Below are 25,717 nucleotides of genomic sequence, written 5' to 3' on the forward strand. Positions count from 1 at the left end.
CCGGTGGTCCAGAGCCGCATGGCTGTGCGCACCAGGGCCGTGTGCGGGGATGTTTGATCACCCCGAACCACATCGTGCCGGAGCACCGCCTCAAGCCTCATCGCCGGTGCTCCCGGAACAACACTGGGTTACCGTGGATCGCTGATCCCGCTGTGCCGCTTCCATGGGAGCACGACGCCGAGATAAATCTCAGCAGCCCGGATCGGAGCTACGTTCTTGCGTCGCACGCCGTCCCACAGGGCCCTGAACAGGCGCCACGCGCGTGGCCGTGCATACAGGTTCAGGGCATCCTGCAATTCCGGGTCCGTGGAGATGCCAGCCTGCATAGAGCGTGCCAGCAGAGTCCTCGCCATGAGCGTCCGCCATCCGAGGCCGGTCTTGTAGATGATGCTGCAGATACTCCGCAGCGAGGTGTTTCCTTCGTACCGCTTTACGAAGCGGAGAGTGTTCCGTATGGAAGTGAGCAGGCTTTGCCGCGATTCGCCCACCACGTTGCCGCCGTGCTGGATGTAATCCTGCAACACCTCATCAAGGATGCTGATGCCCCCGGAGGCGAGGGCGCATAGCGCAAGCCAGTGGTCGTGATACTGGGATGGCGCTGCCAACGACGGGAAGGGGAGAGCCGTCTCAAGCACTTCGCGCCGGAACACGCACAGGGATCCGGTGACCTGGTTAGTGGCGATAAGGTCCGCAGCCCCGACATTTCTCCTATCGGTGAGAGTCCCTCTTGCGGGGTCCGGGTCAGTTGCGGAAATTTCCGGCGACACTACCCGTGCCTGCCCTGTAACCAGGGCGGCGCCGTCAAGGCGGGGGAGAAGCGCCGTCAGTTTTCCGGGATACCAGTAGTCATCCTGGTCGCTGAGGGCGACCCAGCGGGCCTCCTTCGGAACGGCTTTGAGGGCCCGCTCGAAGTTGTGGTGGAAGCCAAGCCGGCTGCTGTACCCGAGAACCTGGAAACGCTCGTCGCCGCCACAAATCTGCCGGACCATATCCGCAACCTGTTGGTAGTCGCCGTCCACCGAGATGAGACAGACGAAGTCCGTGTGGGTCTGTGCCTGGATTGACAGGAGTTGGCGCGCAAACATGGGCTGATCCGGCTTGTAGGCGGCCAACGCCACCGCGCCGAAGGTTCCGGCGTAAGTGCCCGCCCCGGATGGGTGGGGCGCAGGGGTCCCTTTCGATGTCATGGAGTTCCCGGCTTCCTGCCCAGGGCCACAAAAATGGCGCGAAGAAGCATGATCCTGGCCCGCAGGATCACCGCGACCGGGCGGCGGGATTTCGGGGTCGTATTCTCGTCGTGCAGTCGCCGGGCAACGGTGGGGGCTGCCACGTGGACCATGTTGCGGTTGAGGTTGGCGACGATGGCGATCCATTGATCGTGGGTTTCGGTCAGGAACTCCGGGAAGGGGAGAATCAATTTCTTGGCTGCCGCCCGGAATGCCATGGTGCACCCGTAGTAGGGACGAATGCCTATCCACGTGGTGACCAGGTTGGCCACCCACCTGCCGCTGTCCGATTCCTTGAGCTGAACCTTGTGATACCTGTTGGCCGGGCCGCCGAACACGGTGAAATTACTGGCGGCAAAATCCTTGGTCTGCAGGGCACTCACCAACGTCTCCACGCGTCCGGGGAGCCAGATGTCGTCCTGGTCCGACAGCATGATGTACTCACCCCTGCTGGAGGAGACTGCCTTTTCGAAGCTCGCAACGTAACCCTTGTTTTCCGCGCTTGGCAGGAGAACTATGCGCGGATCCTGAAGGCGACGGACGACGTCGAGCGTGGAGTCCTTTGACGCATCGTCCACGATGACGAGTTCGTCCTCCGGAGACAGTTGGGAAAGGATGGATTGAATCTGTTCTGCAACGTAGTCCTGGCCGTTATACGTTGCCATGCATACGGAGACCCGCACAGCGCCGTCCCCGTTCATGCGCTGATCTTCCGCTGGAACGAGGGATCGATCTTGCCGAGCCGTCCGAGCCAGCCATCCACGAAGCCGCGGGCAAACGCCCGGTACTGCCCCTTTCGATCGGCGCCGTACAGCATCCTGAAGACGTCACTTTCCACTTGGAAGCGGAGCCTGCGGATCAGCCAGATCGGAAATCTGGCGCCGTACTGCCGCCAGAGGTGGATGTTGTTCCGGGTCATGTAGTACACCCGGAAAGGGGCATGTGAGTGTACATGGCGCTTTCGGCCCAAGACGCTGACATGCCATCCGAAAAGCATCATTGGCTGTGCCTGGCCCAGGGCATGGGTCATGTTGCACCCCTTGCCCACAAGGGTGGCAAGGCCGTGGGACCTGACACGAAGGTTGTATTCAGAATCGACGCAGTCAATGAATAACCTGCCGTCGAGCATTCCGGCTGTTTTGAGTGTGGACACCGGTATGACGGCGCCGGACTGCAGGGGGTCGAAGGCTTCGGGAAACCGTGCCCTCCTGGCCAGCAGCGGAACGTTGAGGCCGTTGTGTGACTGGGCACTGACCAGGCCGACGTCGATGCCGTTGGCACTGGCCTCCGTGTAGGTGGCCAATGCGGCAGCGATGTAGCCATCATCAAGCGCGGAGTCCTGGTCAAGCGTGACGAGGAAATCCGGAGACCACGCCTTGAGCGCTTCATCGATGCCTGCGTTCAGTGCTGCCGCGATTCCCACGTTCTCGGGCATGCGCAGCACGGTGCATCCCAGCGCTTCCAGACCGTTCAGCACGCTGCTCGTTTGCTGGGGGTCGGAACCGTCGTCGACAACAACTGTATGAACGACTTGCTGGTTGAGTTTTTCGACCCTCTCGGGAAGGTCCTGGGGAGGGTGGAAGGCTGAAATAACAGCCACCACACGCGGGTCACTCTGGTGCGTCACGTCTTATAGTTCCTTCTCGCTTACCCAAATAGACCGTTCCAATGCGTCAGGGAACTGTCAGACAGCAGGCTTCAGTCTATCGCCGGGGCGGAGGGGCCTCCATTTGAACCCGGCAACTGGCGGGGGACAGGCGGCTGGAAGCCGCTCGCGCAGGCCGACGCGGTAGCATTGACCGGGGTGCTCATCTCCGGGCAAACAGATCCAACCCTGTGAATCTTCAAGAAAAGGACCTACCTGGCACATGGCCATTGATGTATTGCTTCCGTACTACGGCGACGTCGACCTGATGAAACTTGCCGCGCAAAGCGTCATGAGCCAGCAGTTCGAGGATTGGCGCCTCATCGTGGTCGACGACGGCTACCCCAGCCCGGAACCCCAGCGTTGGTTCGAATCCATGTCAGACCCCCGGGTCAGCTACCAGAAGAACGAAGAGAACCTCGGCGCCAACGGCAACTACCGCAAGGCGCTGGAACTGGCCGAAGCTCCCATTGTTGTGGTCATGGGTGCAGATGACATCATGCTGCCTAACTACCTCGACGTCGTATCCAAAGCGTTCGAAGCCTACCCCGAAGCCAGCGTTGTCCAGCCTGGCGTTCAGGTTATCGACGAGCAAGGGCGCGCGTGCTCCCCGCTGGTGGACATCGTCAAAAAGGTGTACGCACCGTCCACCAAGTCCACAGTCCTGCTGCAGGGCGAGAAGATGGCCACCAGCCTTGTCCGGGCCGACTGGGCGTACTTCCCGTCCCTGGCGTGGCGCACGGATGTTATCCGCCGTATCGGCTTCACGGAGGGGTTGCACGTGGTGCAGGACCTGGCGCTGCTGTTGGATATTGCAGCCGAAGGCGGCTCCATGGTGGTTGACCCGACGCTCGCGTTCCTCTACCGCCGCCATTCCGCATCGGACTCGTCGGTCAAGGCGCTTGACGGGCGCCGGTTCGACGAGGAGCGCGCGTATTTCGAAGGACAGGCACGGCGTTTCCGGGAACTTGGCTGGAACGGAACGGCACGCGCCGCGGCCTTCCACACGACGTCGCGGTTGAATGCAGCCACCCTGGTAGCACGATCACTGATGATCGGGAAAACCGATTCGCTGCCCAGGCTGCTGAAGCACGTGGTTTCCTAGCGGTTTGCTTAAAAAGGTGGCTGCCCCCAGATCCTGGGGGCAGCCACCTTTTTCGTTACGGCGCTGGTTCGGGAGGGAGCGTTTCGGGGTGAGTGCCGTTACCGGCGGCTGTGCCACCCTGCGCCAGGCTCTCTTCCAGCTGAAGGACTTTGAGCCGGAGGATACCTACTTCCTCCGCCAGGACGCGGACTTCGTCTTCCGCCTGGGACTGCTCGAAGGAGAGGTGCAGGCACACGGAAACCAGCAGCACGATCGCCATGGCGAACAGAAGGTTTGAAGGCACCTTCACGCCGAGCACTCCGCTGGACCAGAAGAGAAGCTGCGGAAAGGCCACCAGCACCAGGACGCCAATCCCGATGATGATCCAGATGACGGCGTACTTTTCGCGCAGGTGGCGGCGGCGCAGCATTTCAAAAATGATCAGCAGAATGACCAGCACAAAGATGAAGCCAACGAGGGTGGCCATGGAAACTCCTAGTTGGACGACGGTTCGTTCTTCTTGCGCGTCAACGCAAAGAGGAGGGCAAAGGCTGACCGGCCCAGGTAGATGGCGGCCTTGACGGGGTCGTGGCTTGGGGTCCCGCCCTGCCGTTCGCGCATCGAGACGCCCACTTGGCGCACGGTACATCCCGACCGGATGGCGACGACCAGGGAATCGATGGTGTCGCCCAGGTATTCGGCGGGGTAGTGGTCCACGTATTGGCGGATGGCCTTCGCATTGGCAGCGCGGAAACCGGACGTCACGTCCGTGAGACGGGTGCCCGCAATCCGCGAGATGGTCCAGGCAAGGACGTTCATGGCCCACTTACGGGGCCCCCGGACGGTGTACGTGCCCTTGTCCGCAAACCTGGCCCCGATGACGATATCCGCTTCCTGCAGGCCGTCGAGGACGGCCTTGATGTCACGAGGATCATGCTGGCCGTCGGAGTCCACCTGGATGACCCGCGTGTAGCCGTGCATTTTCGCGTATTTGAAGCCCGTCCTCATCGCTCCGCCCACGCCCATATTGAACGGGAGCTGCACCACCAGTGCACCGGCGTCGCGGGCAACCTGGGCAGTGTTATCGCGCGAGCCGTCGTCCACGACGAGGACGCTGCAGTCAGGGCCGAACTCGAACACTTCCCGGATGGTACCGCCGATGGCCTCCGACTCGTTCCAGGCCGGCATGATCACCAGGGTGCGGTGGGCTTGCTCTGCAGGAGTCATGCTTTATCGTTTTCCGCCTTTAGGTAGGCAGTCAGCCGCTCATCGGCATTGGCGACATCAAATCCGGTGGAGTGTGCCTTCGCCAGGTTCAGGGCACTCTTGAGCGGCCGCGGAGCGGCGGCCTTGTCCTTGAAGTAATCAGCAGTGGTGATTCCAGTGACATCAGTCCTGGAGGCGCCGGCCTGCTCGTAGACGTCCGCCGCTATGTCGGCCCAGCTTTTTACGGGTCCATCGTTGCTGAAGTTGTAGATACCGTAGGCGGCCTCGGTGGTCAGCAGGTGGCTGATGAAAGCTGCGATGTCCTGGGTGAAGGTCAGGCGGCCGGTCTGGTCATTGACCACCGCCGGCTTAATTCCTTTGCCTGCGAGGCTGGCCATGGTCCGGACAAAGTTGTTGCCTTCACCTATAACCCAGCTTGTACGCACAATGTAGTGGCGGGGGACGACACCTGCCACCGCCTCGCCTGCAGCCTTGGTTTGGCCGTAGACGCCCAGGGGTGTAGGGGGCTCGTCTTCGTCGTGGTTGTCGCGGCTCCCGTCAAAAACGTAGTCGGACGAGACGTGGACCAGCGTGAGGTCATGCTCGACGGCGGTGCGCGCCAGGTTGGCGACGGCCGTCACGTTAATGGCCCAGGCGGCAGCCCGGCCTTCCTCGGATTCGGCAGCGTCCACGGCGGTGTAGGCCGCGGCGTTGACGATGGCGGAGTAATTCTTCCAGTTCCGGTTCTTGTAGGAATCCTCCCTGGCGAGGTCGAACTCACCGCGGCCGGCGAACTCGACCCTTGCATCGCCGTCGTACTGTCCGCGCAGCGCCTTGCCCAGCTGGCCGTCGGCGCCGACGACGAGGATCTTCTTGGCCGGCATCGGGGCGACGTCTGCCATCCGGGGGTGGGCTTTGTCCTTGTCGGAGAGTTCAGCCTGCTCCAGCGGGATCGGCCAGGAAATGGCTGCGGTCTCGTCTGCCAGGTTCAGGAAGGTGTATTGTCCCTGGGCATCGGCGGACCAGTGGTCGTTGACCAGGTAGGTGTAGGCCGTGTTGTCCTCAAGGGTCTGGAACGCATTGCCGACTCCGCGCGGAATGAAGATGGCCTGGCTGGGGTCCAGCTCAGCCGTGAAGACGGCGCCGAACGAGGGCCCTTCACGCAGGTCAACCCACGCCCCGAAGATCCGCCCCGTGGCAACAGAGATGAACTTGTCCCACGGTTCGGCATGGATACCGCGGGTGGTTCCGGCTTTTTCGTTGAACGAGATGTTGTTCTGGACTGGCCGGAAGTCAGGCAGTCCAAGAGCCACCATTTTTTCCCGTTGCCAATTTTCCTTGAACCAGCCGCGGTTGTCGCCGTGGACAGGGAGGTCGTAGAGAACGACGCCGGGAATGGGGGTTGTGTGGCCGGAAAGCTTTTTCGAGAACTCCAGAGACATGGACTACTGGCCCTGTTCCTTGTATTTGGCTTCGGTGGCGGCTTTTTGCGGGCGCCACCACTGTTCGTTGTTGCGGTACCAGTCGATGGTGTCTTCGATGCCGGCGTCGAAGTTGGAGAACTGGGGTTCCCAGCCAAGTTCGTTGCGGAGTTTGGTGGAGTCGATGGCGTACCGCAGGTCGTGGCCGGGACGGTCCACTACATGGTCGTACGCGTCCGGGGCCAGGCCCATGTGCTTGAGGATCAGTTCAACGACGTCCTTGTTGTTCTTCTCGCCGTCGGCACCGATCAGGTACGTTTCCCCGATGGTTCCCTTGGCGATGATGGCCAGGACGGCGGAGGAGTGGTCGTTGGCGTGGATCCAGTCACGGACGTTCTCGCCCTTGCCGTAAAGCTTGGGGCGGATCCCGTCGATCACGTTGGTGATCTGCCGGGGTATGAACTTCTCCACGTGCTGGTACGGGCCGTAGTTGTTCGAGCAGTTGCTGATGGTTGCCTGCAGCCCGAAGGAGCGCACCCAGGCGCGGACCAGGAGGTCCGAGCCGGCCTTCGTGGAGGAGTACGGGCTTGAGGGGTTGTAGGGGGTCTGCTCGGTGAACCGCTCGGGATCGTCCAGCTCGAGGTCGCCGTAGACCTCGTCGGTGGAGATGTGGTGGAAGCGCTTGCCGTGCTTCCGGGCCGCTTCGATCAGCGTGTAGGTGCCGATGATGTTGGTGTCCAGGAAGGGGCGGGGGTCATGCAGGGAATTGTCGTTGTGCGATTCTGCTGCGTAGTGGACCACGACGTCGGTGCCCGCGACGAGTCCGTCCACGATGCCGGCGTCGGCGATGTCACCCTCAACGAAGGTGAAGCGGTCCTCGGGCAGGCCGCGCAGTGATTCAAGATTGCCGGCGTAGGTCAGCTTGTCCAGAACAGTGACATGGTCATCAGTGTTTTCCAATACATAGTGGACAAAGTTTGAGCCAATGAAGCCGGCTCCGCCGGTCACAAGAAGTCGCTGCATAATTCCCAAGGGTACCGGATTTGCCGCTGCACTTAGCGAAGGGAAAGATGGGGACATGCGCGGAATAATACTTGCCGGCGGAACCGGCTCAAGGCTCCACCCCATCACACTGGGTGTCAGCAAACAGTTGGTCCCTGTCTATGACAAGCCGATGATCTACTACCCGCTGTCAACCCTCATCCTCGCCGGGATCCGGGACATTCTAATTATCACCACCCCGCATGACGCCGAGCAGTTCGAGCGGCTCCTCGGAGATGGCTCCCGTTTCGGTGTTTCCATCACGTACAAGCAGCAGCCCTCGCCGGACGGGCTGGCCCAGGCCTTTGTACTCGGTGCAGAGCACATCGGCGACGACAGTGTGGCCCTCGTGCTGGGGGACAACATCTTCTACGGCCAGGGCATGGGTACCCAGCTGCGCCGGTTCAAGACCATCGACGGCGGTGCCGTCTTCGGGTATTGGGTCAAGGATCCGTCGGCCTACGGCGTGGTGGAGTTCGATGAGCAGGGCAAGGCACTGTCCCTGGAAGAAAAGCCAGCTGCTCCGAAGAGCCACTACGCGGTGCCCGGTCTGTACTTCTACGACAACAACGTGGTGGACATTGCGAAAAACCTGAAGCCCTCCGCCCGCGGAGAGCTTGAAATTACGGATGTCAACCGTAAATACCTCGAAGCCGGAAAGCTGCAGGTGGAGATCCTGCCGCGGGGGACTGCCTGGCTGGACACCGGGACATTCAATGACCTGAACGACGCTTCCAACTTCATCCGCACCGTCGAGAACCGGCAGGGTCTCAAGATCGGGGCACCGGAAGAGATCTCGTGGCGCTTGGGCTTCCTGACGGACGACGAGTTGCGGGAACGTGCTGAGCCGCTCGTCAAGAGCGGTTACGGGGCGTACCTTCTGGAGTTGCTGGCCGAGAGCAACAGCTAGCCGGGGCCAGCAGAAAGGGGGGTGAAGCCAAGCTTCACCCCCCTTTCTGCTGGCCGGGCGGCCCTTAGTACGTCAGGGTCCGGCAACCCAGCCCCGTGTTGCCGGTGGTGAAGGGGGACACTCCGATCCCGTAGGTGCACAACGTATATGTTCCACGGACCGTGGTTTTGACGTTGACTGAATATCCGTGGGTACCCGTGATGCCGAAAGCCTTGTTTGCATCGGGCCGGTCCACCGTCGTTGAGAACACGTATCCCGTGGTCTTGCCGTCGGGGCCGGTGACATAAGCGTGAACAGGATTCGAAAGGGTGGGCATGTCCGGGTCGTAGGTCCACCCAGTCGCCTCCAGCGACGTAACCCCCGCAGCCGTCTTGATTGCTACTGAGTCGAGCACACCCACCGGTACCCCGCTCTTGCCGGCGTCAGCCGTGCGGCAGCCTATCAACGGGTTGCTGGACGCCAGGGGGCTGGGCGCGATGGCGTAGGCACAGGCAGTGTAGACGCCGGGGCTGGTGATGGGAATCGAGGGAGCGAAGCCGTGGTCGCCCGTCACGCCGAACGCAGTATTGACGTCAGCCCTGGGGCGGGACGCATTGAAGGCATATCCCTTAGTGGTTCCATCAGGTGCGGTGACATATATGTGCACGTCGATGGACCGCGAGGCATCTGCTTTGTCCACGGCCCAGCCGGCGAGGGACAGCGAGGCAGAGGTTGTCGTCTTGTTGACTGTTAGGCTGTCGAGGCTCCCGGTAGGTGGTGCGACCGCTCCAACATCAACGCTGCGGCAGGACAGCAAAGGATTCCCCGGGGCAAGCGGGCTGAGCGCTATTGCGTACGTGCAAACCTTGTACTGTCCCGGTGCCGTGATCGGTATGGCGGCAGCAAAGCCATGGCTTCCTGTTACACCCAGTGCGCTGTTGACATCGGCCCGGGCCTGGGACGCCGAGAACGGGTAGCTCTTAGTGGTGCCGTCCGGTGAGGTCACGTAGACGTGGACAGGGATGGACCGTGTTGAGTCCCCGCGGTCCAGTGCCCAACCACGAACTGAAAGTGCGGCTGTGGTGGACGTCTTTATCAGGGATGCGTCATCGAAGCTGCCAATGGGGGCGGCCGCCGGGGCGAAGTTCAGCTGCCTGCAGCCGATCTCGGTGTTGCCGTACTGGCCTATGGCGTAAACACAGAGTTTGTAGGTTCCGGGCGCCGTGACGGGAATATCGCGCTGGTAGCCATGATTGGCGCCCATCCCCAACGCCTGGTCCACGTCGGGTCGCGACAGATTCGCGGGCATGACGTAACCGGTCCTGGTACCGTCCGGCGCCGTCAGGTAGGCGTGGGCTTCTGTTGCTGTCGCCGGGTTGGCGCCGTCGATTGCCCAGCCCCGAAGGGAAAGCGTGACCTTGTCTGCGCTCCGCACTTCCTTGGCGTCATCAATGCTGCCTATGGGCGGTTCGGTGCCCTTCGCGTCAATCGACTTGCAGCCGATTTCAGTATTGCTGAAGGCGCCAATGGCGTAGGCGCAGACCTTGTAGGTTCCGGATTTCTGAATCTGGATGCCCTGCTGGAAGCCGTGTTGCCCGGTGACTCCAAGGGCGGCGTTCACATCCGGGCGGGATATGTTGGCGGGAAGTGCATAGCCGGTGCGTACTCCGTCCGGGCCGGTGACATAGACATGCGCCTGCGTCGAGGCAGAGGAATTGGCAAAGTCGACGGCCCAGCCGCGCACGTTCAGCTGCGAGGTGGATCCGACTCGCTGCACCGAGAGGTCGTCGAAGGACCCGTCGGGAGCCGCGGCGCCGGCGAACGTCCGCAAGGAGGCGTAGTCGCCGTTCCAGACGTTGGAATCGCCGGCGAGGGGGCCAGTGGAACTGTATTGCCAGATGCTGTAGGTGCTCCAGCTACCCGTCGGGACAGGGCCGGCATTGTTGGTGGCAGAGCTGGGGTAGGCGGCCATCCACAGTGGATAATCACCGAACCCGGCAGGGTTGCCCACGCATTGGTTCCACCAGCTGGTATTGGTGTAGATCACGGGAAGCCGCCCGGTCAACGAACGCATTGTATTGCCGAAGTCCCGGATCCAGGACTGCAGCTGTGCTGCGGACATGTTGTAGCAGGTGTTGCCGAAGTAGAAGCCATTGATCGTCCGGCCCTCGTAAGGGTTGAACTCAAAGTCCAGAACCGGAGGCATCGTATAACCGTCCGAGGACCATCCGCCGCCATTTTGCACGAAGTAGCGGGCCTGGTCTGCGCCCGACGACCAGTTGGGGATGGCGAAGTGGTAGGCGCCCCTGACCATGCCAACGTTCCGCGCTCCCTGGTATTGGGAACTGTAGGAGGGATTGGTGTAGTAGTTCCCCTCAGTTGCTTTCACATAGGCGAACCGGGCCCCCATGTTCCACTGCTGTCTCCAGTCCACGGTTGGCTGGTGGCCGCTCACGTCGAGCCCCTGGACGCCGAACGTGGGCATCCAGGTGCCTTCGCTGGACAGTGCTTCGGAACTGAGCTTCCTCACGGATTCCGAGGGGGCGGAGCGCACTACCCGTGCAGATCGCTGGCCCATTTCGGCGCCGCCAATCCCGACGGCTTCAGCCATGGACTGCTGGGCTTCCGGAGAGGGTGCCGGAGCCGGCGGCTCGGTGGCTGCCGCAGGCTCCTGCGAAGCCGGGGCAGGTACGCCTGAAGACGGCGGGGCGGGGGTCGTCGGTGTGGTCGGCGCACTTGCTTCGGGTGCTGCCGACGCCGTTGGTGAGGGCGCCGGTTCAACAGCCAAGGCCGCGCCCGTAATTCCGGGGCTTGCCATTAGCGAGGCTGCCAGCAGCATGACCCACAGCGATTTCACGGCGGGGCGACGGGACTGAGACGGGTTCCGCTTCATATTGGCTCCGGAGACAATGTGGCGCTCTCCTGAGCGCTCATTTAGATAACTGGCCAAATGCTCCCCCCAGGGAGGCACCTGACCGTGGTAATTCGACAATTAACGCGCTCACCATAGCACTGGTGTGACCAGCGTAACCAGTGGTTCTTTTGGGGCTGGAGTGATAGAGAGCCTCGCGATGGTGGCTTATCCACATTCCGGGAAATATGACTTGTTGCCATGAGGTAGCCTCCCTAGGCTGGACGCAATTGAACTGCCTCCGCCGGGGGGGCGGCAGTCAACTGGGGGAAACTGGCATGGATGCTCTGGGGATAGTCGAGGACGAAGTCCGGGAACTGATCAGGCGCAGGGGACTCGACCCGCTCAACCAATCGGGCGAAGTGCGGCGCCTTGTCGACGCCGCGGTGACGGACTACGACGAACGGGCCCTCATGGGACCACTTCCGCCGCTGGGTTCCCTGGACGCAGCGCGGCGGTTTCTGTTCGACGCCGTTGCGCGCTTCGGCGTGCTCCAGCCGCTGCTGGACGATCCCTCGATAGAAGAAATCTGGCTGAATGCTCCCAACGAAATCTATGTGGCACGCAATGGGGAATCAGAGTTAACCTCGCTCAGCCTTACTGAGCAGCAGGTGCGCGACATGGTGGAAAGGATGCTGAAGAGTTCCGGCAGGCGCCTGGACATGTCATCTCCGTTTGTGGACGCTGCCCTCCCTGACGGCTCCAGGCTCCACGTCGTCATTCCGGACGTGACGCGCCGCCACTGGGCCGTGAACATTCGAAAGTTTGTTGTCAAAGCCAGCCGGCTCGAACACCTGGTGGAGCTCGGCACCCTGACGCCGCAGTCGGCTCGGTTCCTCGGCGCGGCTGTGTCCAGTGGGCTGAACATCCTGGTATCAGGGGCAACCCAGGCCGGTAAGACCACCATGTTGAACTGCCTCGCCGCCAGCATCGGCAGCCGGGAGCGGGTCATCACGGTGGAAGAGATCTTTGAGCTGCAGTTTCCCCTGCGGGACGTGGTGGGACTCCAGTGCCGGCAGCCGAACCTTGAAGGAACAGGTGAGATCCCACTCCGGCGCCTCGTCAAGGAAGCCCTGCGCATGCGGCCCGACCGCCTTGTGGTCGGTGAAGTACGGGAAGCCGAAAGCCTCGACATGCTGATTGCGCTCAACAGCGGACTTCCCGGAATGTGCACGGTCCATGCCAATTCCGCCCATGACGCCGTCACCAAGATCTGCACGCTTCCCCTGCTGGCGGGCGAAAACATCTCGTCGGCATTCGTCGTTCCAACGGTGGCATCCTGCATAGACCTGGTGGTCCACTGCAGCCGGCTTGCCAACGGACGCCGGGAGGTAACAGAGATCCTTTCAGTTGGGCGGCGGGTTGAAAACGGAATCATCGAGTCATCACCGGTGTTTGCCATGGCGGACGGCGTTCTGCAGGCACGCGCCAACGCGATGCCCGCAATAGAGAAGTTTGCCCGGGCAGGCTATGACGTTGCAGCCCTGCTGGACCCACGATGATGTCTGCACTGCTGGGAGCCACTGCGGGAACGGGCCTGTTCCTTGTTTGGTGGTCACTGTGGGAATCGCCGGAGCGCAAGCCCCGCCAACGGCCGCCCAGCCGGATCGCGGATCTGCTGGCCGCCGCAGGAGTGGAAAAAGTTTCCCTGGGCGGACTGCTTGGAACGTGCCTTGGCTTGGGACTGTTCGTCGTCCTGGTCTTCTTCGCCGTGAGCAGGTCGTGGCCGATTGCTGTGTGCTTCGGACTGTTCGCCGGCTGGCTTCCACTCACCATCCTTCGGTGGCGCGCGAAGAAGCGGACTGCCCTTCTCCGCCAGCTGTGGCCCGACGTCGTTGACCATCTGCGGTCAGCGATCCGAGCCGGACTCCCGTTGCCTGAGGCGCTCATCCAATTGGGTGATAAGGGGCCCGAAGAGCTCAGGCCGGTCTTTCGCGAATTTGGCGCGGACTACAGGGCCGGAGGACAGTTTGATGGTTCCCTGAACAAGCTGAAGAACCGGCTCGCCGACCCCGTGGCCGACCGGATCGTCGAAGCCTTGCGGCTGACTCGTGAGGTCGGAGGGTCTGACCTCGGCAAGTTACTGGGAACCCTCGCCGAGTTCCTCCGCGAAAACGCCCGAACGCGCAGCGAACTCGAAGCCCGCCAGTCCTGGACCGTCAATGCTGCCCGTCTTGCCGTCGCAGCGCCGTGGATCGTGATGCTTCTCCTCGCCACCCGGCCCGAGGCTGTGCAGGCATACAACACAGCCATGGGGGCGGCGGTCCTCCTCGGCGGGCTCGTGATCTCGTTGGTCTGCTACTCAACGATGCTCAGGATCGGCGCCCTGCCCCAGGACGAACGGGTGCTTCGATGATGACTGTGTCACCGGCCGCCGCCGTTTGCGGCGCGGTCCTCGGAATCGGACTGTGGCTGGTCATTTTCAGGTCTCCGCTTATGCGGGCGATGACTCTGACCCAGCGCATAGAGCCCCAGCTTAAATCGCAGAACCTGGAGTCGCGCCTTCTGTCCGGAGAACACCCCCTGACGCCCTTCGGACCGTTGGAGCGGATCCTCCGCCCGTTTATCCGCGACAGCATTTCCGCCCTGGGGAAAATGAGTCCTGCTCCGGGGGCAACAGCCCGACGGCTCGCGCAGGCCGGAATCGGCAAGTCGGTCATAGATTTTCGCGCCGAACAGATTATGTGGGCAGCTGCAGGATTCGCCCTGTCTTCGGCCATTGTTGCCGTGGCGGCTGCGGCCGGAAGGTTCAACGCCCTGGTGGCTGCTGTGGCCATCATCGGCAGCGGGGTGGCGGGCTTTGCTGTTCGGGACTACTGGCTGGGTATGCAAGTCCGCAGGAGGGAAGAACGGATGATGGCCGAGTTTCCCAGTCTCGCCGAACTGATGGCCCTGGCCGTCGGTGCAGGGGAGAGTGCCACCGGAGCCCTGGACCGGGTGTGCCGGAGCGCCAAGGGCGAGTTGTCCAAGGAGTTCTCCACGATCCTGGCAGAAACGCGGGCTGGCAAGCCCCTGACCAACGCCCTCCAGGAGTTCTCCGCGCGTACGGACCTTGCACCACTCGTCCGGTTTGTGGACGGAATCGTTGTTGCGGTCGAACGGGGGACACCCCTCGCGGACGTACTGCGTGCGCAAGCCCAGGATGTCCGCGACACAGCCAAGCGGGACTTGATGGAAGCCGCAGGAAAGAAGGAAATTGCCATGATGGTGCCCCTCGTCTTTGGTGTGCTTCCCCTGACGGTGGTATTTGCCGTCTTTCCCGGCATCGCCGCCATCAGCCTGGGGCTCTAATGGCGTCAATTGATCGGGGCGAAAACAGCATGCAATCCATGACAACGCCGTCAACGGCACGGAAAACAACAAGGGACAGGAACAGTAGATGAAGACTCAAGTACTCCGCTGGGCAGTATTACTGGTTGCGGTCGCCGCCTCACCCGGCGCCTGGGCCACCAAGGGCGTCCGGCGCCCGGCCCGATACCGTTTCCCTGCCGTCCATCGCCGCGCGCAACAGCGAGGAACGTCCCACGTTGCCGATGATCCCGAGAGGGGTGATGTTCCTGGGTGGGTAATGATCACCCTGATGTCCGCGGTGCTCGTAGCTGCTCTGCTGGCGCTTGCCGGTCCCGCGCTTGAGGCCATGTTCAACCAGGCAATGGACAAGGTGGGCAACTAGCCCCATGGCCGCTTCCGTACGGGTCTCGGGTCGCGGCCAGCCAGGTGTCCTTGGCCGGGAACAGGGTTCGGCAGTCGTGGATTTTGTGCTGGTGGGTGGCCTGCTCACGATGTTCTTCCTGGCAATTCTCCAACTGACCCTTGTACTGCACGTCCGGAACACGCTGATTGACGCGGCAGCTTCTGGCGCGCGGTACGGAACACTCGCAGACCGGGGCCCTGGTGACGCGGAAGAACGGACCCGCGGCCTCATCATTACTGCCCTGAACCCATCCTTCGCTGAGGAGATCAGCACGAACGAAGTGACCGTTCAGGGCCTTAGGACGCTGGAAGTAACGGTCCGGGCTCCCATGCCTGTAGTGGGGTTGATCGGACCCCGGGGAATGTTGGAGGTGACGGGACATGCCGCCGTACAGCCGTGACGTCCGCCGAGTGTTCCGGCGTGTCCGTTGCCGGTTACTCGAGGCGTTGTGCCGGGGACCGGAACCATCCGGCCTGCAAGCGGCCGGGCGCAGTGAGCAGGGAAGTGCGGTTGTGGAGTTCACGTTTCTTGCCCTGCTGCTGATGGTCCCGCTCGTTTACTTCATCATCACCGTCGCGCAGATGCAGGGTGGCTCGTTCGCCGTGGTGGGGGCGGCAGACCAGGCTGCGAAGGTCTACGTCGCCCAAGCCGACAGCGCGTCAGCCCAGGCGGCCGCGGAGCAGGCCGTGGCGTTGGCACTGGCCGACTTTGGACACAGCCCGGACCAGGCCTCGATGGCAACAACCTGTGACCCCGCTGACTGTCACGCGCCGGGCACTGCTGTGACCGTCACCGTCAGGTTGTCCATCCCGCTGCCGTTCGTACCGTTCCAGGATGGCGTCCGGCTCTCTGCCACCGAGGTGGAGGCCGCCGCTACCCAAATTGTGGGGAGGTTCCGGTGAGGGAATCGACATCCGAGGACGGCCAGATAACGGTAATGATTATCGGATATGTGGTCTTGGCACTCCTGGTGGCCACAGTCGTGATGGGAATTTCTTCCATCTACCTGGAGCATAAGCGCCTGCTGTCCCTGGCTGACGGCGCCTCCCTTGCTGCAGCGGACAGCTATACGCTGGGTGAGGTGGCGACCCAGGGCGGCAGCCCATCTGCCGTCCTTAACCCCGCGCGTGTTCGGAGTGTCGCGGCTGACTTTGTTGCCCGGAGCCCCGCCTCGGCACGGTTTGACGCCCTGGCAGTTGCCGGGGCAACCGGTACTCCGGACGGCTCTACCGCTGTTGTGGTGCTCACCGCCGCGGTGCATCCGCCGGTGGTGAACTTCCTGGTCCCAGACGGAATCCTGATTGAGGCGACGTCGACAGCGCGCTCGCGGCTAACGCGGTAGGCAGGCAAACCCAGGGCCGGGTGCAAGGAACCGTGCCTTTCGCCGGATAGCGTAGGCTTAAACGACCATGGCCAATATTGATTTTTCCGCTGAAATCCGCGCGCTCCGCGCCACCTACGAGTCCATTGAACGGGTTACCGACATGGACGCGCTGAGGGAAGACATTGCCGAACTCAGCGAGCGTGCAGGGGAGCCGGACCTGTGGGACGATCCCGCTGCGGCGCAGAAAATCACCTCCCGACTCTCGCACCGGCAGTCAGAGCTGGAGCGTCTGACAACCCTGGCATCGCGCATCGACGATCTTGAAGTCCTGGTGGAGCTCGGCCAGGACGAAGGTGACGCTGACTCCATGGGAGAGGCGGCAGCAGAGCTGGAATCGATCCAGAAGGCGCTGAAGAACCTGGAGGTGGTCACCCTCCTGTCCGGCGAGTACGACGAGCGCGAGGCTGTGGTCTCGATCCGTGCCGGCGCCGGCGGCGTGGACGCCGCCGACTTTGCCGAAATGCTGATGCGGATGTATCTCCGCTGGGCAGAGCGCCACGGGTATCCCACCACAGTCATGGACACGTCATACGCCGAGGAAGCCGGGCTCAAGTCGGCCACGTTCGAGGTCAAGGCCCCATACGCATTCGGTACCCTCAGCGTTGAGGCCGGCACCCACCGGCTGGTGCGGATCAGCCCCTTCGACAACCAGGGGCGGCGCCAAACGTCCTTCGCCGCGGTGGAGGTCATTCCGCTGATCGAGCAGACGGACTCGATCGACATCCCGGATAACGAGATCCGGGTCGACGTCTTCCGGTCCTCCGGTCCGGGCGGCCAGTCCGTGAACACCACAGACTCCGCTGTCCGGCTCACGCACATTCCCACCGGCGTGGTGGTGTCGATGCAGAACGAAAAGTCACAGCTGCAAAACCGGGCAGCAGCACTGCGCGTCCTGCAGTCCCGCCTTCTGCTGTTGAAGAAGGAACAGGAAGACGCCGAGAAGAAGGCGCTGGCCGGGGACGTCAAGGCATCCTGGGGAGACCAGATGCGCTCATACGTCCTGAACCCATACCAGATGGTCAAGGATCTGCGCACCGAACACGAGGTGGGCAACACCTCGGCTGTTTTCGACGGCGAGATCGACGACTTCATCGACGCTGGCATCCGCTGGCGCACGGACAACCGTAACGCTGAGAAGTAGGGCCGGAACACCGCCACGGCGGATCGGCCTACCGCGACACGCCCCCAAAGCCGCGTCTTAAGCAGCCAATCCTGCGTATAGTCGAGGGGCCGGGGCCCTACTTCCCCCAACGAACACCCGTGCACCGGCTGCAGAACTGGGCTGCATTCCGCATCAGCCATGCCCTGCAGGGTACTTAGGGCCATGATCCGATTCGAAAATGTCACCAAGGTCTACGACCAGAAGGCCCGGCCGGCGCTGGACTCCATCAACCTTGAGATCGACCGCGGCGAATTCGCGTTCCTCGTCGGAGCATCAGGCTCCGGAAAATCAACCTTCCTCCGGCTCGTGCTCAAAGAGGACCGCGCCACCTCGGGAGCCGTCTACGTGGCCGGCCAGAACGTCGCGAAGATCTCGAGCTGGCGGGTACCCCGCCTCCGCCGCGGCATTGGCGTGGTCTTCCAGGATTTCCGCCTCCTGCCCCAAAAGAACGTCTTCGCTAACGTGGCTTTCGCCATGCAGGTCATCGGCAAGGGCCGCAGCGTCATCCGCGACACCGTCCCCGAGGTCCTGAAGACCGTGGGGCTCGAAGGCAAGGAGCACCGGATGCCTCACGAGCTCTCCGGCGGCGAGCAGCAGCGTGTCGCCATTGCCCGTGCCGTCGTGAACCGCCCCGGCATCCTCCTCGCTGACGAACCAACCGGAAACCTGGACCCCACCACCTCCATGGGCATCATGGGAGTGCTGGACAAGATCAACCAGAATGGCACCACGGTGGTCATGGCCACCCACGACGACGACATCGTCAACGAAATGCGCAAAAGGGTGGTGGAGCTCAAGAACGGCGTGGTGATCCGCGACGAAGCCAAGGCACTCTACACCTCGATGATTCCGGTCATCGGACAGTCCAGGAGACTCAAAGACGCCAGCGGCAGGGACGAACCCGACGCCCGCCCGGCGGGCGAAGGCCGTGAAGGTGAGGCGCAGCGATGAGGCTCGCATTCATCCTTTCCGAAATCGGCAGCGGCCTGCGCCGCAACCTATCGATGGTGGTCTCGGTCATCCTGGTCACGTTCGTCTCTCTGACGTTCGTGGGTGCCGCCGGAATGCTCCAGATGCAGATCAACCAGATGAAGGGCTACTGGTACGACAAAGTCCAGGTAGCCGTCTTCCTTTGCAGTGACGGCTCGACGGCCACCGGCTGCGCAGGCGGTTCGGTCACCCCGGAGCAGCAGGACAGCCTCAACACCCTGCTCGAGTCCCCGGCAGTGGCCCAATACATCAACGACTTTCAGTTCGAGTCCAAGGAAGATGCCTACAAGCACTTCAAGGACCAGTTCTCGAACTCGCCGATCGTCGATTCCGTAACCCCGGACCAGTTGCCGGCTTCCTTCCGGATCAACATGAAGGACCCGGAAAAGTACGAAATCATCAGTGAAACCTTCAGCTCCCAGCCCGGGGTGGAAACCGTGATCGACCAGCGTCAGCTGCTGGAGCGGCTTTTCTCGGTGATGAACGGGGCTTCCCTCGTTGCGGTGGGCATCGCGGGTGTCATGATCGTGTGTGCCATCCTGCTGATTGCCACCACCATCCGGCTTTCGGCTTTCAGCCGCAGGCGGGAAACCGGGATCATGCGCCTTGTGGGCGCCTCGAAGACCGTTATCCAACTGCCCTTCATCCTTGAAGGCGTCATAGCAGCGGTGATCGGTGCAGCCCTTGCCTCGGCAACGCTGTGGGCCGTGGCCCACTTCTTCCTGGGGGAGTACATGTCCAAGCAGTATCCGGACACCGCGTTTATTTCCTCGGGCCAGACACTGATCCTGGTGCCTGCACTGCTGATCCTTGGCGGATCCTTGGCTGGAATTTCGTCCCTCTTGACCCTTCGCAGATATTTGCGCGTTTAGGCTATGCAAACCGACCGAGGAATGCCGATGAACGTAACGTCAGAAAATCCCTTGCGCCTGCGACCGAGGCGTCATGCAGCGCGCCGCTCGGCGCTCCTGAGCGGGGTACTCGCCGTCGTCCTCGCTTCCGGGCTCGCCTCGTCCATACCACCGGCATTTGCCGATGAGCTGGAGGACAAGCAGGCCGCGCTCCAGGCCGAAGCGCAACGCGTCCAGCAGTCATTGGAGTTCGTTGACTCGAGGATTGCGAAGGCCGCCGGTGACCTGGTCCTGTACCAGGGCCAGCTGCCCGGCGCCCAGCAGGCGCTGCTCGAAGCGCAGGGGCGCGTGGCCAGCGCAGTCAAGGAAGTCGAGGCACTGTCCCGCCCGCGTTGACATGGCGCAGCAGAACAAGGCGAAAATCACCCAGCAGCTGGAAACCGACAAGCAGAAGATCGCCGACACCAAGAAACTGATCGGCCAGATCGCGACACAGGCATACAAGTCAGGCGGTGTCCCCTCCAACCTGTCCCTGTTCTTTGGTTCGAACAACGGCGGCAGCCTCACCGACACCATGGACCTGGCGGATCAGGCCATGCGCAGCCAGAACGCAGCCATGGACAAGTTGAGCCAGCAGAACGCCACCAACGTCAACTCCGAGGCACGCCTTCAGGCCGTGGAAGCGGAAATCAAGGATCTGAAGGCCAAGGCTGACGCCGCCCTTGAGCGCGAGAAGGCGGCCCGCGATGAAGCCGCCGCCAAGAAAGCCCAGGTTGACCAGCTGATCGCTGATACGACGCGACTCGACGCTGAACTGCAGGCCGCCAAGCCGGGAATCCAGGCCCAGCTCGCCGGAGTCCAGGCAAGCCAGAACCAGGTGGCCAACGAGATTGCCGAACGGGATCGCAGGGCCCGGGAGGCATGGGAAGCCGAGCAGCGCCGGTTGGCCGAAGCAGCTGCTGCTGCCGCCGCCGCCGCGGCCGCGGCAGCGAACCGCCCGGCACCGCCGGTCCAGCCGTACGTTCCGCCTGCTGCCGGATCGCCGTCGGCCTTTGGTCTTCGCCACCCGTTCGACGGCAGCATTCCCATCACGTCCGGATTTGGTTGGCGCACCACTCCGCCAGGGACCATCGATTTCTACGGCCAGGGCGGCTATGTCCACACCGGTATCGATTTCGGCGCCGCCTGCGGTACCCCGGTGTACGCCGCAGCAGCCGGTGAAGTCTTCAGCTCCGGCTGGAACTCCGCAGACGGCGGCGGCTGGCGGGTGAAGTTGGACCATGGGGTGGTGCAGGGCAACTCGCTGACCACCATTTACTACCACAACTCCAGCATCGTGGTGTCGAATGGGCAGAGGGTCTCGCAGGGCCAGCTCATCGCGTACTCCGGCAGTACCGGCAACTCCACGGGCTGCCACGCCCACTTCGAAACCTGGCTGAACGGTGCCGCCGTCGACCCGATGGGCCTGCTCTAGGGCTGCGCGGCCCTGCCGTACACTGGTATGACTCCGCTGCGACCCGGCCGGAGGACATTTCGATTTGATTGAGGAGCTGTTCCGTGCCCAAAGAAAGTGGCCGTAAGGTGGTGGCCACCAACCGCAAGGCCCGGCATGATTACCACGTGCTGGATACCTATGAGGCCGGCATTGCGCTGATGGGCACCGAAGTGAAATCCCTCCGCGAGGGGCACGCGTCCATGGTGGACGGGTTCTGTACCTTCTACAACGACGAATTGTGGATGGAAGCAATCCATATCCCGGAGTACAACCAGGGCAGTTGGACCAACCATGCTGCCCGGCGCCGCCGAAAGCTGCTCCTGCACCGCGAAGAGCTCATCAAGATCTCCCGCAAGGTCCAGGAAGCCGGCTACACCATCGTGCCTCTCCAGCTCTACTTTGTGGATGGCCGCGCGAAGGTTGAAATAGGCGTAGCCCGCGGCAAGCGCGAGTATGACAAACGCCAGACACTCCGCGAACAGCAGGACAACCGCGAAGCCCAGCGCGAGATGCGGGAACGCAACAGGCGGCGCGGCTGAACGGTGTTGCCCGGAATGAATCTGGCACAACATGCGTTACTATAAATAGTCCGGCGGGTACGCCCGCGGGATTGGGTAACACCGATTGGTAACAAAATACGGGGATGATCGGTTTCGACGATGTTAGTCGCGACAGGTGAAGCGGGCCGAGGATGCAGAATTATCTCGTAAACGCTGTCTGCAAACCAATAAGTGCCGAATCTAAGCGCACTGACTTCGCTCTTGCTGCCTAAGCAGTAAGACAGTCCGTCAGCCCGAGGTTGCTATTGCCCCGGATCCTGGCGTCATTTAGATAGCCACTGCTGTTTACCCCCGTCATCGGGGTAAACGGGACTCTTAGATGACTGGGCCCGGATCAGCCAGCTGTTTGCAGCATGGCTGGGGCCGAGAAAGTCCGACGCAAACTGCGCCCGGAGAAGCCCTGACAACACGACATCGGACGGGGGTTCAATTCCCCCCATCTCCACACCCCTGCGGTGATTCGGGACATCCCTTGCGGATGAGTCGAGTCACCGAAAAAACACCCCGGTCTTCGGACCGGGGTGTTTTTCTTTGCCCGGATTGAGCGGGCTGGTATCCCAGGCCGGGGCCGGGCCCTGGACCACTGTGACCCAGGGCCTGATTCCTCAGACTTCTGGAGGCAGGATTATTGCCGGGCCTCGTTGAACCGTTGCGCCACTACGGGCATCAGCGAGTGGATGTAGCTCCGTGAGGCGTGGTCGAAATCGGCGTAGACCTGCAGGCCGCCGATGACCGCGTAGCAGGTCCGGTCGTCACAGAACTGGTCAGACATGTCGAGCACCTTCACCGAGGGCTTGCCCATGCCGACGGCCGCACTCGCAATCGGGTCCGGCACCAAGGCTTCGGCCCGGGGGTTCGCGCAGTTAATGGGCTGTTGCTGGTTGAGCGCCACGCAGTCCGGGCTGCTGTGGCGCAGCGTCAAGGGGGGATCGCGGAAGACGAAGACCCGGGAGCCCGCACCTGTCCAGGCGAGGAACCGCTTGGCGACGGCATCGCCGTACTGTTCCAACTGGGGGCGGCCGGTGCCATCGTCGATCGTTTCCCCGGCGCCGAAGGAGGAAGCGAAGACCATGCCGGGTTTTTCCTGGACAATCCTGTCGGTCACCTGCTTGCTCCAGTCCAGGCACCGTTTCTGGGAGCGTGCGTCATCCGCGGGTTCGCCCATGAAAGCGACACGCTTTACGTCGACGAACGGACAACCACCCACCATGGATTCCTTCAGCTTCCACTTGTGCAGCCGGGCCAGCTCATACAGGGCGCTCTTCCACTGCTCCGCATGCGAGTCGCCGATCAGCCAAACAGTTGCCGAGGCCGGCGCGCCGCCCGTGAAATCACACTCCGTCAGGAGTTTCTGGTCCTCAAAAACGATCGGGTCTGCCGCCGGGTGGCATTCCGGGGCGTCAAAGCGCGGAGCCTCGTTCGGCCCCACGTTGGCAACCCGGGCAGCGCCAAAGGGATCACCGCAATCGTTTCCCGGGTCCAGGCTCCGCGCGCCGTAGCAGGGGTCCCCGGAAAGGTTCTGCAGCTTGGCTGTCTCTGCCTCCTGCGCCTTTCCGAAACTCAGCAAAAGGCCTCCGCACAAGGCACAGACGGTGGCCATGGCAGCCGCCGTGACCAGGACGACCCGGAGCGGTCTGGCCCCCTTCAGGAGTTTGGTGCGGCCCGGGTCTTCGACAAGTTTCTTCGACGCGTAGGAGAGCCCGATGGCCAGTGCCAGGATGCCGAGTTTGTCCAAGGTCCCCAGCGGGCGGCTAAGGATGGCCGGCGCCAGGACTATGAGCGGCCAGTGCCACAGGTACAGCGAGTAGGACACATCGCCGACGAACTGGATTGGCTTGGCGGCAAGGACCCGGTTGGGCGACCAGAAGGGGCTGTTCGGCCCCGAAGCAATTACCAGCACCGTACCGAGGACGGGAACTGCGGCAGCGAAGCCGGGGAAGAACGTGTGCTCATTGAACGTCAGGGCGGAAAAGGCGATCAGGCCGTACCCCAGCCACTGCGCTGTTCCAGAGAGTGCCAAATGGTAGGAGGGCAGCCGCAGGCGCAAGGATCCCAAAGCGTGGGCGCCTCCGATGGCCACCAGGGCCCCGGCACCGAACTCCCAGACGCGGGCCGGCGTGACAAAGTAGGCCGGGCTCTTGTTGGTGTACGTAAACCAGATGCAAAACACCAGCGCGATGACACTGGCAAGCGCGACCCCCAGGGTCAGTAGCGCCCGACGGCGGAGCCGGAACCTGACCGCGGCCGTAACCAGTCCGAGCATCAGTAGGGGCCAGACCAGGTAAAACTGCTCCTCCACGGAGAGCGACCAATAATGCTGCACCGTGGACGCGGCTTCGTTGTGCGCTGAATAGTCCACGGATTTAGCGGCCAGAACCCAGTTCTCAACATACAGGACAGATGCCATGGTCTCATGGGCTATGGCCACCCAGCGTGAGAACGGAAGCAGCGCCCAGGCTGCCAGGAGGGAAACGACGCCCACAAGGGTTGCCGCCGGGAGGAGCCGCCTGATCCGCCGCGCATAGAACTGACCAAGGTTGATCCGGTCTGATCGTTCCAGTTCGCCGAGCAGGTGCTTGGAATTCAGGTAACCCGAGATCACGAAGAATACATCGACGCCGACGTACCCGCCCGGAAGCCGAACGGGCCACAAATGGTTGAGGACCACGAGCATGACTGCCAGGGCCCGGAGGGCCTGGATGTCCTTGCGCGTTGCGTTGACCGATTCTTTCCGTCGCAGTTCCGACCGCGTTCGGAACAAGACCTGTCCGGTCACACGTACTCCTTGTTATTCGACCTGTGGGTTCACCGGGAGCGTGGTCCCGTCCCGCCACAGGTGTGGCGGCCAGGCGTGCTTTCCACCGGGAACAACGCCCGGATGGCATGAAAGCCGCATCGTCGGTGAAGCCAAGACAACCCACATGCTGTGAGGTTGTGGAGGAAATCCCCTCGGGTACTTTAGCACCGGACATACCGCGGTGATGGTGTGGGCAGGCCAAGGTGACAAGCGGCCCGGGGCGCGGCGGATACGCGGCTGCACCAGGGGAGGGGAACGAAGAGCAGGCGTTCACCGAAGGCGTAGCGGGCCAGGGACTAGCGTTGCTCGGCCGCCCGTTGTATCCGGTAAGCCCTCCAGCGCGACAGGTGCGGGGTGCCAGGACAGGGAGGTGCGTCATGGAGCGCGCACGGGAAGAGGCTTCGGACAGGTACGACGACGAAGCCTTGGATTCGTATTCACGCACAGTCATGCGGGTGGCAGCGGCGGTCACGCCGCATGTTGCCGCCATTGAGATGTCAGCTACCCGCCGCAACGGCCGGATGCGCGTTGGAGCGGGCTCAGCGGTGCTTTTCACGGAGGACGGCTACCTCGTCACCAACTCCCACGTAGTGGCGGGAACAAGGAACGGGCACGCTGTCTTTGCCGACGGGAGCAGGCTGGAGTTGGAGCTAGTGGGCGCAGACCCGCTGTCCGACCTTGCAGTTGTCCATGGCCGGCGCCCCAAGGTCCGGCCCGCAGAGTTCGGAGATGCCGAGTCCCTCCGCGTTGGGCAACTCGTCATCGCGGTCGGAAACCCGTTGGGACTTGCAGGTTCCGTAACAGCAGGAGTGGTCAGTGGCCTGGGCCGCGCCATACCGGTCTGGGCGGACGGTAACAGGAGGGTGATCGAAGACGTCATCCAGACCGACGCCGCCTTGAATCCGGGAAACTCAGGCGGTGCCCTGGCCGATACGCACAGCAGGATCGTGGGCATCAATACCGCTGTGGCCGGGGCAGGGCTGGGCCTGGCAATCCCCATCAACTCCACCACCCGGCGGATCATTTCGGCCCTGCTCTCGGACGGCCGGGTGCGGCGGGCCTACCTGGGACTCGTCAGTACCCCGGTCCGGCTCACTCCCAGCGCAGTCATCAGGAGCGGCCCGCGGGACGGCCTCCGCATCGTTGAGGTGCTGCCAGGTTCTCCGGCAGACCGGGCCGGCCTGGCTGCAGGGGATATCGTGCTGACCGCCGGCGGGAGGGCTGTCAGCAACGCCGAAAGCCTGCAGCGGCTGCTGTTCTCCGATGCCATCGGCCAGCCATTGGACCTGGCGGTGCTCCGTGACGGGGCGGACCTCCGCCTGGTGGCGGTCCCTGACGAAATGACCAGCAACCCCAAGTGA

Annotated in this window: 24 protein-coding genes, 1 other RNA gene and 1 pseudogene; 17 read left to right on the top strand and 9 right to left on the bottom strand. The window is 62.7% G+C overall.

Annotated features, from left to right (window positions below):
* Positions 1-128: 128 nt before the first annotated feature.
* Genes QE394_RS16925 through QE394_RS16935 form a run of 3 tightly spaced genes read right to left on the bottom strand, consistent with a single transcriptional unit; the run spans position 129 to position 2,853 of the window.
* Positions 129-1,187: a glycosyltransferase gene (locus tag QE394_RS16925; RefSeq protein ID WP_349035112.1), complete on the bottom strand. Its 1,059-nt coding sequence runs from the start codon at positions 1,185-1,187 to the stop codon at positions 129-131.
* On the bottom strand, positions 1,184-1,927 hold the full coding sequence (locus tag QE394_RS16930) for a glycosyltransferase family 2 protein (RefSeq protein ID WP_268157014.1): 744 nt from the start codon (positions 1,925-1,927) through the stop codon (positions 1,184-1,186). Before QE394_RS16930 ends, QE394_RS16925 begins: the two co-directional genes overlap by 4 nt.
* A complete protein-coding gene (locus QE394_RS16935; protein ID WP_056085027.1) occupies positions 1,924-2,853 on the bottom strand; it encodes a glycosyltransferase in 930 nt (309 codons plus the stop codon). The genes QE394_RS16930 and QE394_RS16935 overlap by 4 nt, the downstream gene beginning before the upstream one ends.
* A 241-nt stretch (positions 2,854-3,094) precedes the next feature.
* Between QE394_RS16935 and QE394_RS16940 the strand changes: the two genes are divergently transcribed.
* Positions 3,095-3,976: a glycosyltransferase gene (locus QE394_RS16940; protein WP_056085029.1), complete on the top strand. Its 882-nt coding sequence runs from the start codon at positions 3,095-3,097 to the stop codon at positions 3,974-3,976.
* 55 nt (positions 3,977-4,031) lie between these two features.
* On the opposite strand, the gene QE394_RS16945 is transcribed toward QE394_RS16940, so the two are convergent.
* The 4 genes from QE394_RS16945 to rfbB are packed head-to-tail and all read right to left on the bottom strand — an operon-like array spanning position 4,032 to position 7,605.
* Positions 4,032-4,442 carry a DUF2304 domain-containing protein gene (locus QE394_RS16945; RefSeq protein ID WP_056085031.1) on the bottom strand — a complete coding sequence of 137 codons (411 nt, stop codon included), beginning with the start codon at positions 4,440-4,442 and terminating at the stop codon, positions 4,032-4,034.
* Positions 4,443-4,450: 8 nt separating this feature from the next.
* The gene (locus QE394_RS16950) at positions 4,451-5,182 is read right to left on the bottom strand and encodes a glycosyltransferase family 2 protein (protein ID WP_056085032.1); all 732 of its coding nucleotides are present in this window, start codon (positions 5,180-5,182) and stop codon (positions 4,451-4,453) included.
* Positions 5,179-6,603: a bifunctional dTDP-4-dehydrorhamnose 3,5-epimerase family protein/NAD(P)-dependent oxidoreductase gene (locus QE394_RS16955; RefSeq protein ID WP_056085035.1), complete on the bottom strand. Its 1,425-nt coding sequence runs from the start codon at positions 6,601-6,603 to the stop codon at positions 5,179-5,181. The genes QE394_RS16950 and QE394_RS16955 overlap by 4 nt, the downstream gene beginning before the upstream one ends.
* A 3-nt stretch (positions 6,604-6,606) precedes the next feature.
* A complete protein-coding gene (gene rfbB, locus QE394_RS16960; protein ID WP_091721403.1) occupies positions 6,607-7,605 on the bottom strand; it encodes a dTDP-glucose 4,6-dehydratase in 999 nt (332 codons plus the stop codon).
* Between the two features lie 55 nt (positions 7,606-7,660).
* Between rfbB and rfbA the strand changes: the two genes are divergently transcribed.
* Complete coding sequence (rfbA, locus tag QE394_RS16965; RefSeq protein ID WP_349035113.1) at positions 7,661-8,533, top strand: glucose-1-phosphate thymidylyltransferase RfbA; 873 nt, start codon at positions 7,661-7,663, stop codon at positions 8,531-8,533.
* A 64-nt stretch (positions 8,534-8,597) separates the two neighbouring features.
* Here the strand turns inward: rfbA and QE394_RS16970 are convergent, their stop codons facing one another.
* Positions 8,598-10,997: a lysozyme gene (locus QE394_RS16970; RefSeq protein WP_349035426.1), complete on the bottom strand. Its 2,400-nt coding sequence runs from the start codon at positions 10,995-10,997 to the stop codon at positions 8,598-8,600.
* 124 nt (positions 10,998-11,121) lie between these two features.
* On the opposite strand from QE394_RS16970, the gene QE394_RS16975 reads away from it, so the two are divergent.
* The 14 genes and pseudogenes from QE394_RS16975 (at position 11,122) to ssrA (ending at position 22,007) form a co-directional block, all read left to right on the top strand.
* A complete protein-coding gene (locus QE394_RS16975; protein WP_261619201.1) occupies positions 11,122-11,388 on the top strand; it encodes a hypothetical protein in 267 nt (88 codons plus the stop codon).
* A gap of 313 nt (positions 11,389-11,701) precedes the next feature.
* Positions 11,702-12,925, top strand: a complete 1,224-nt coding sequence (locus QE394_RS16980) for an ATPase, T2SS/T4P/T4SS family (RefSeq protein WP_349035114.1) — start codon at positions 11,702-11,704, stop codon at positions 12,923-12,925.
* A complete protein-coding gene (locus tag QE394_RS16985) occupies positions 12,922-13,779 on the top strand; it encodes a type II secretion system F family protein (RefSeq protein WP_349035115.1) in 858 nt (285 codons plus the stop codon). The genes QE394_RS16980 and QE394_RS16985 overlap by 4 nt, the downstream gene beginning before the upstream one ends.
* Positions 13,776-14,714, top strand: coding sequence for a type II secretion system F family protein (locus QE394_RS16990; RefSeq protein WP_349035116.1), 939 nt, complete (start codon positions 13,776-13,778; stop codon positions 14,712-14,714). Before QE394_RS16985 ends, QE394_RS16990 begins: the two co-directional genes overlap by 4 nt.
* Positions 14,715-14,802: 88 nt before the next feature.
* Entirely contained in the window at positions 14,803-15,096 is a 294-nt protein-coding gene (locus QE394_RS16995) for a hypothetical protein (RefSeq protein WP_056085047.1), read from the top strand.
* Between the two features lie 4 nt (positions 15,097-15,100).
* Entirely contained in the window at positions 15,101-15,517 is a 417-nt protein-coding gene (locus QE394_RS17000) for a TadE family protein (RefSeq protein ID WP_349035117.1), read from the top strand.
* Complete coding sequence (locus QE394_RS17005; RefSeq protein ID WP_056085053.1) at positions 15,498-16,019, top strand: hypothetical protein; 522 nt, start codon at positions 15,498-15,500, stop codon at positions 16,017-16,019. Before QE394_RS17000 ends, QE394_RS17005 begins: the two co-directional genes overlap by 20 nt.
* The gene (locus QE394_RS17010) at positions 16,016-16,459 is read left to right on the top strand and encodes a pilus assembly protein TadG-related protein (protein ID WP_349035118.1); all 444 of its coding nucleotides are present in this window, start codon (positions 16,016-16,018) and stop codon (positions 16,457-16,459) included. Before QE394_RS17005 ends, QE394_RS17010 begins: the two co-directional genes overlap by 4 nt.
* A gap of 67 nt (positions 16,460-16,526) precedes the next feature.
* Positions 16,527-17,642 (top strand): peptide chain release factor 2, encoded by a 1,116-nt coding sequence (gene prfB, locus QE394_RS17015; protein WP_261619205.1) that lies wholly within the window; start codon positions 16,527-16,529, stop codon positions 17,640-17,642.
* Positions 17,643-17,825: 183 nt separating this feature from the next.
* On the top strand, positions 17,826-18,614 hold the full coding sequence (ftsE, locus tag QE394_RS17020; protein WP_349035119.1) for a cell division ATP-binding protein FtsE: 789 nt from the start codon (positions 17,826-17,828) through the stop codon (positions 18,612-18,614).
* Complete coding sequence (gene ftsX, locus QE394_RS17025; protein ID WP_015937576.1) at positions 18,611-19,525, top strand: permease-like cell division protein FtsX; 915 nt, start codon at positions 18,611-18,613, stop codon at positions 19,523-19,525. Before ftsE ends, ftsX begins: the two co-directional genes overlap by 4 nt.
* 27 nt (positions 19,526-19,552) lie before the next feature.
* Positions 19,553-20,978 (top strand): annotated as a pseudogene (locus QE394_RS17030) (peptidoglycan DD-metalloendopeptidase family protein).
* A gap of 83 nt (positions 20,979-21,061) precedes the next feature.
* Positions 21,062-21,538, top strand: a complete 477-nt coding sequence (smpB, locus tag QE394_RS17035) for an SsrA-binding protein SmpB (RefSeq protein WP_015937574.1) — start codon at positions 21,062-21,064, stop codon at positions 21,536-21,538.
* Between the two features lie 100 nt (positions 21,539-21,638).
* Positions 21,639-22,007: a transfer-messenger RNA gene (gene ssrA, locus QE394_RS17040) on the top strand.
* Between the two features lie 177 nt (positions 22,008-22,184).
* On the opposite strand, the gene QE394_RS17045 is transcribed toward ssrA, so the two are convergent.
* The gene (locus QE394_RS17045; RefSeq protein ID WP_349035120.1) at positions 22,185-24,335 is read right to left on the bottom strand and encodes an acyltransferase family protein; all 2,151 of its coding nucleotides are present in this window, start codon (positions 24,333-24,335) and stop codon (positions 22,185-22,187) included.
* A 398-nt stretch (positions 24,336-24,733) separates the two neighbouring features.
* Between QE394_RS17045 and QE394_RS17050 the strand changes: the two genes are divergently transcribed.
* Entirely contained in the window at positions 24,734-25,717 is a 984-nt protein-coding gene (locus QE394_RS17050) for a trypsin-like peptidase domain-containing protein (protein WP_349035121.1), read from the top strand.

It is taken from the genome of Pseudarthrobacter sp. SORGH_AS 212, assembly GCF_030818145.1.
Classification (GTDB): domain Bacteria; phylum Actinomycetota; class Actinomycetes; order Actinomycetales; family Micrococcaceae; genus Arthrobacter.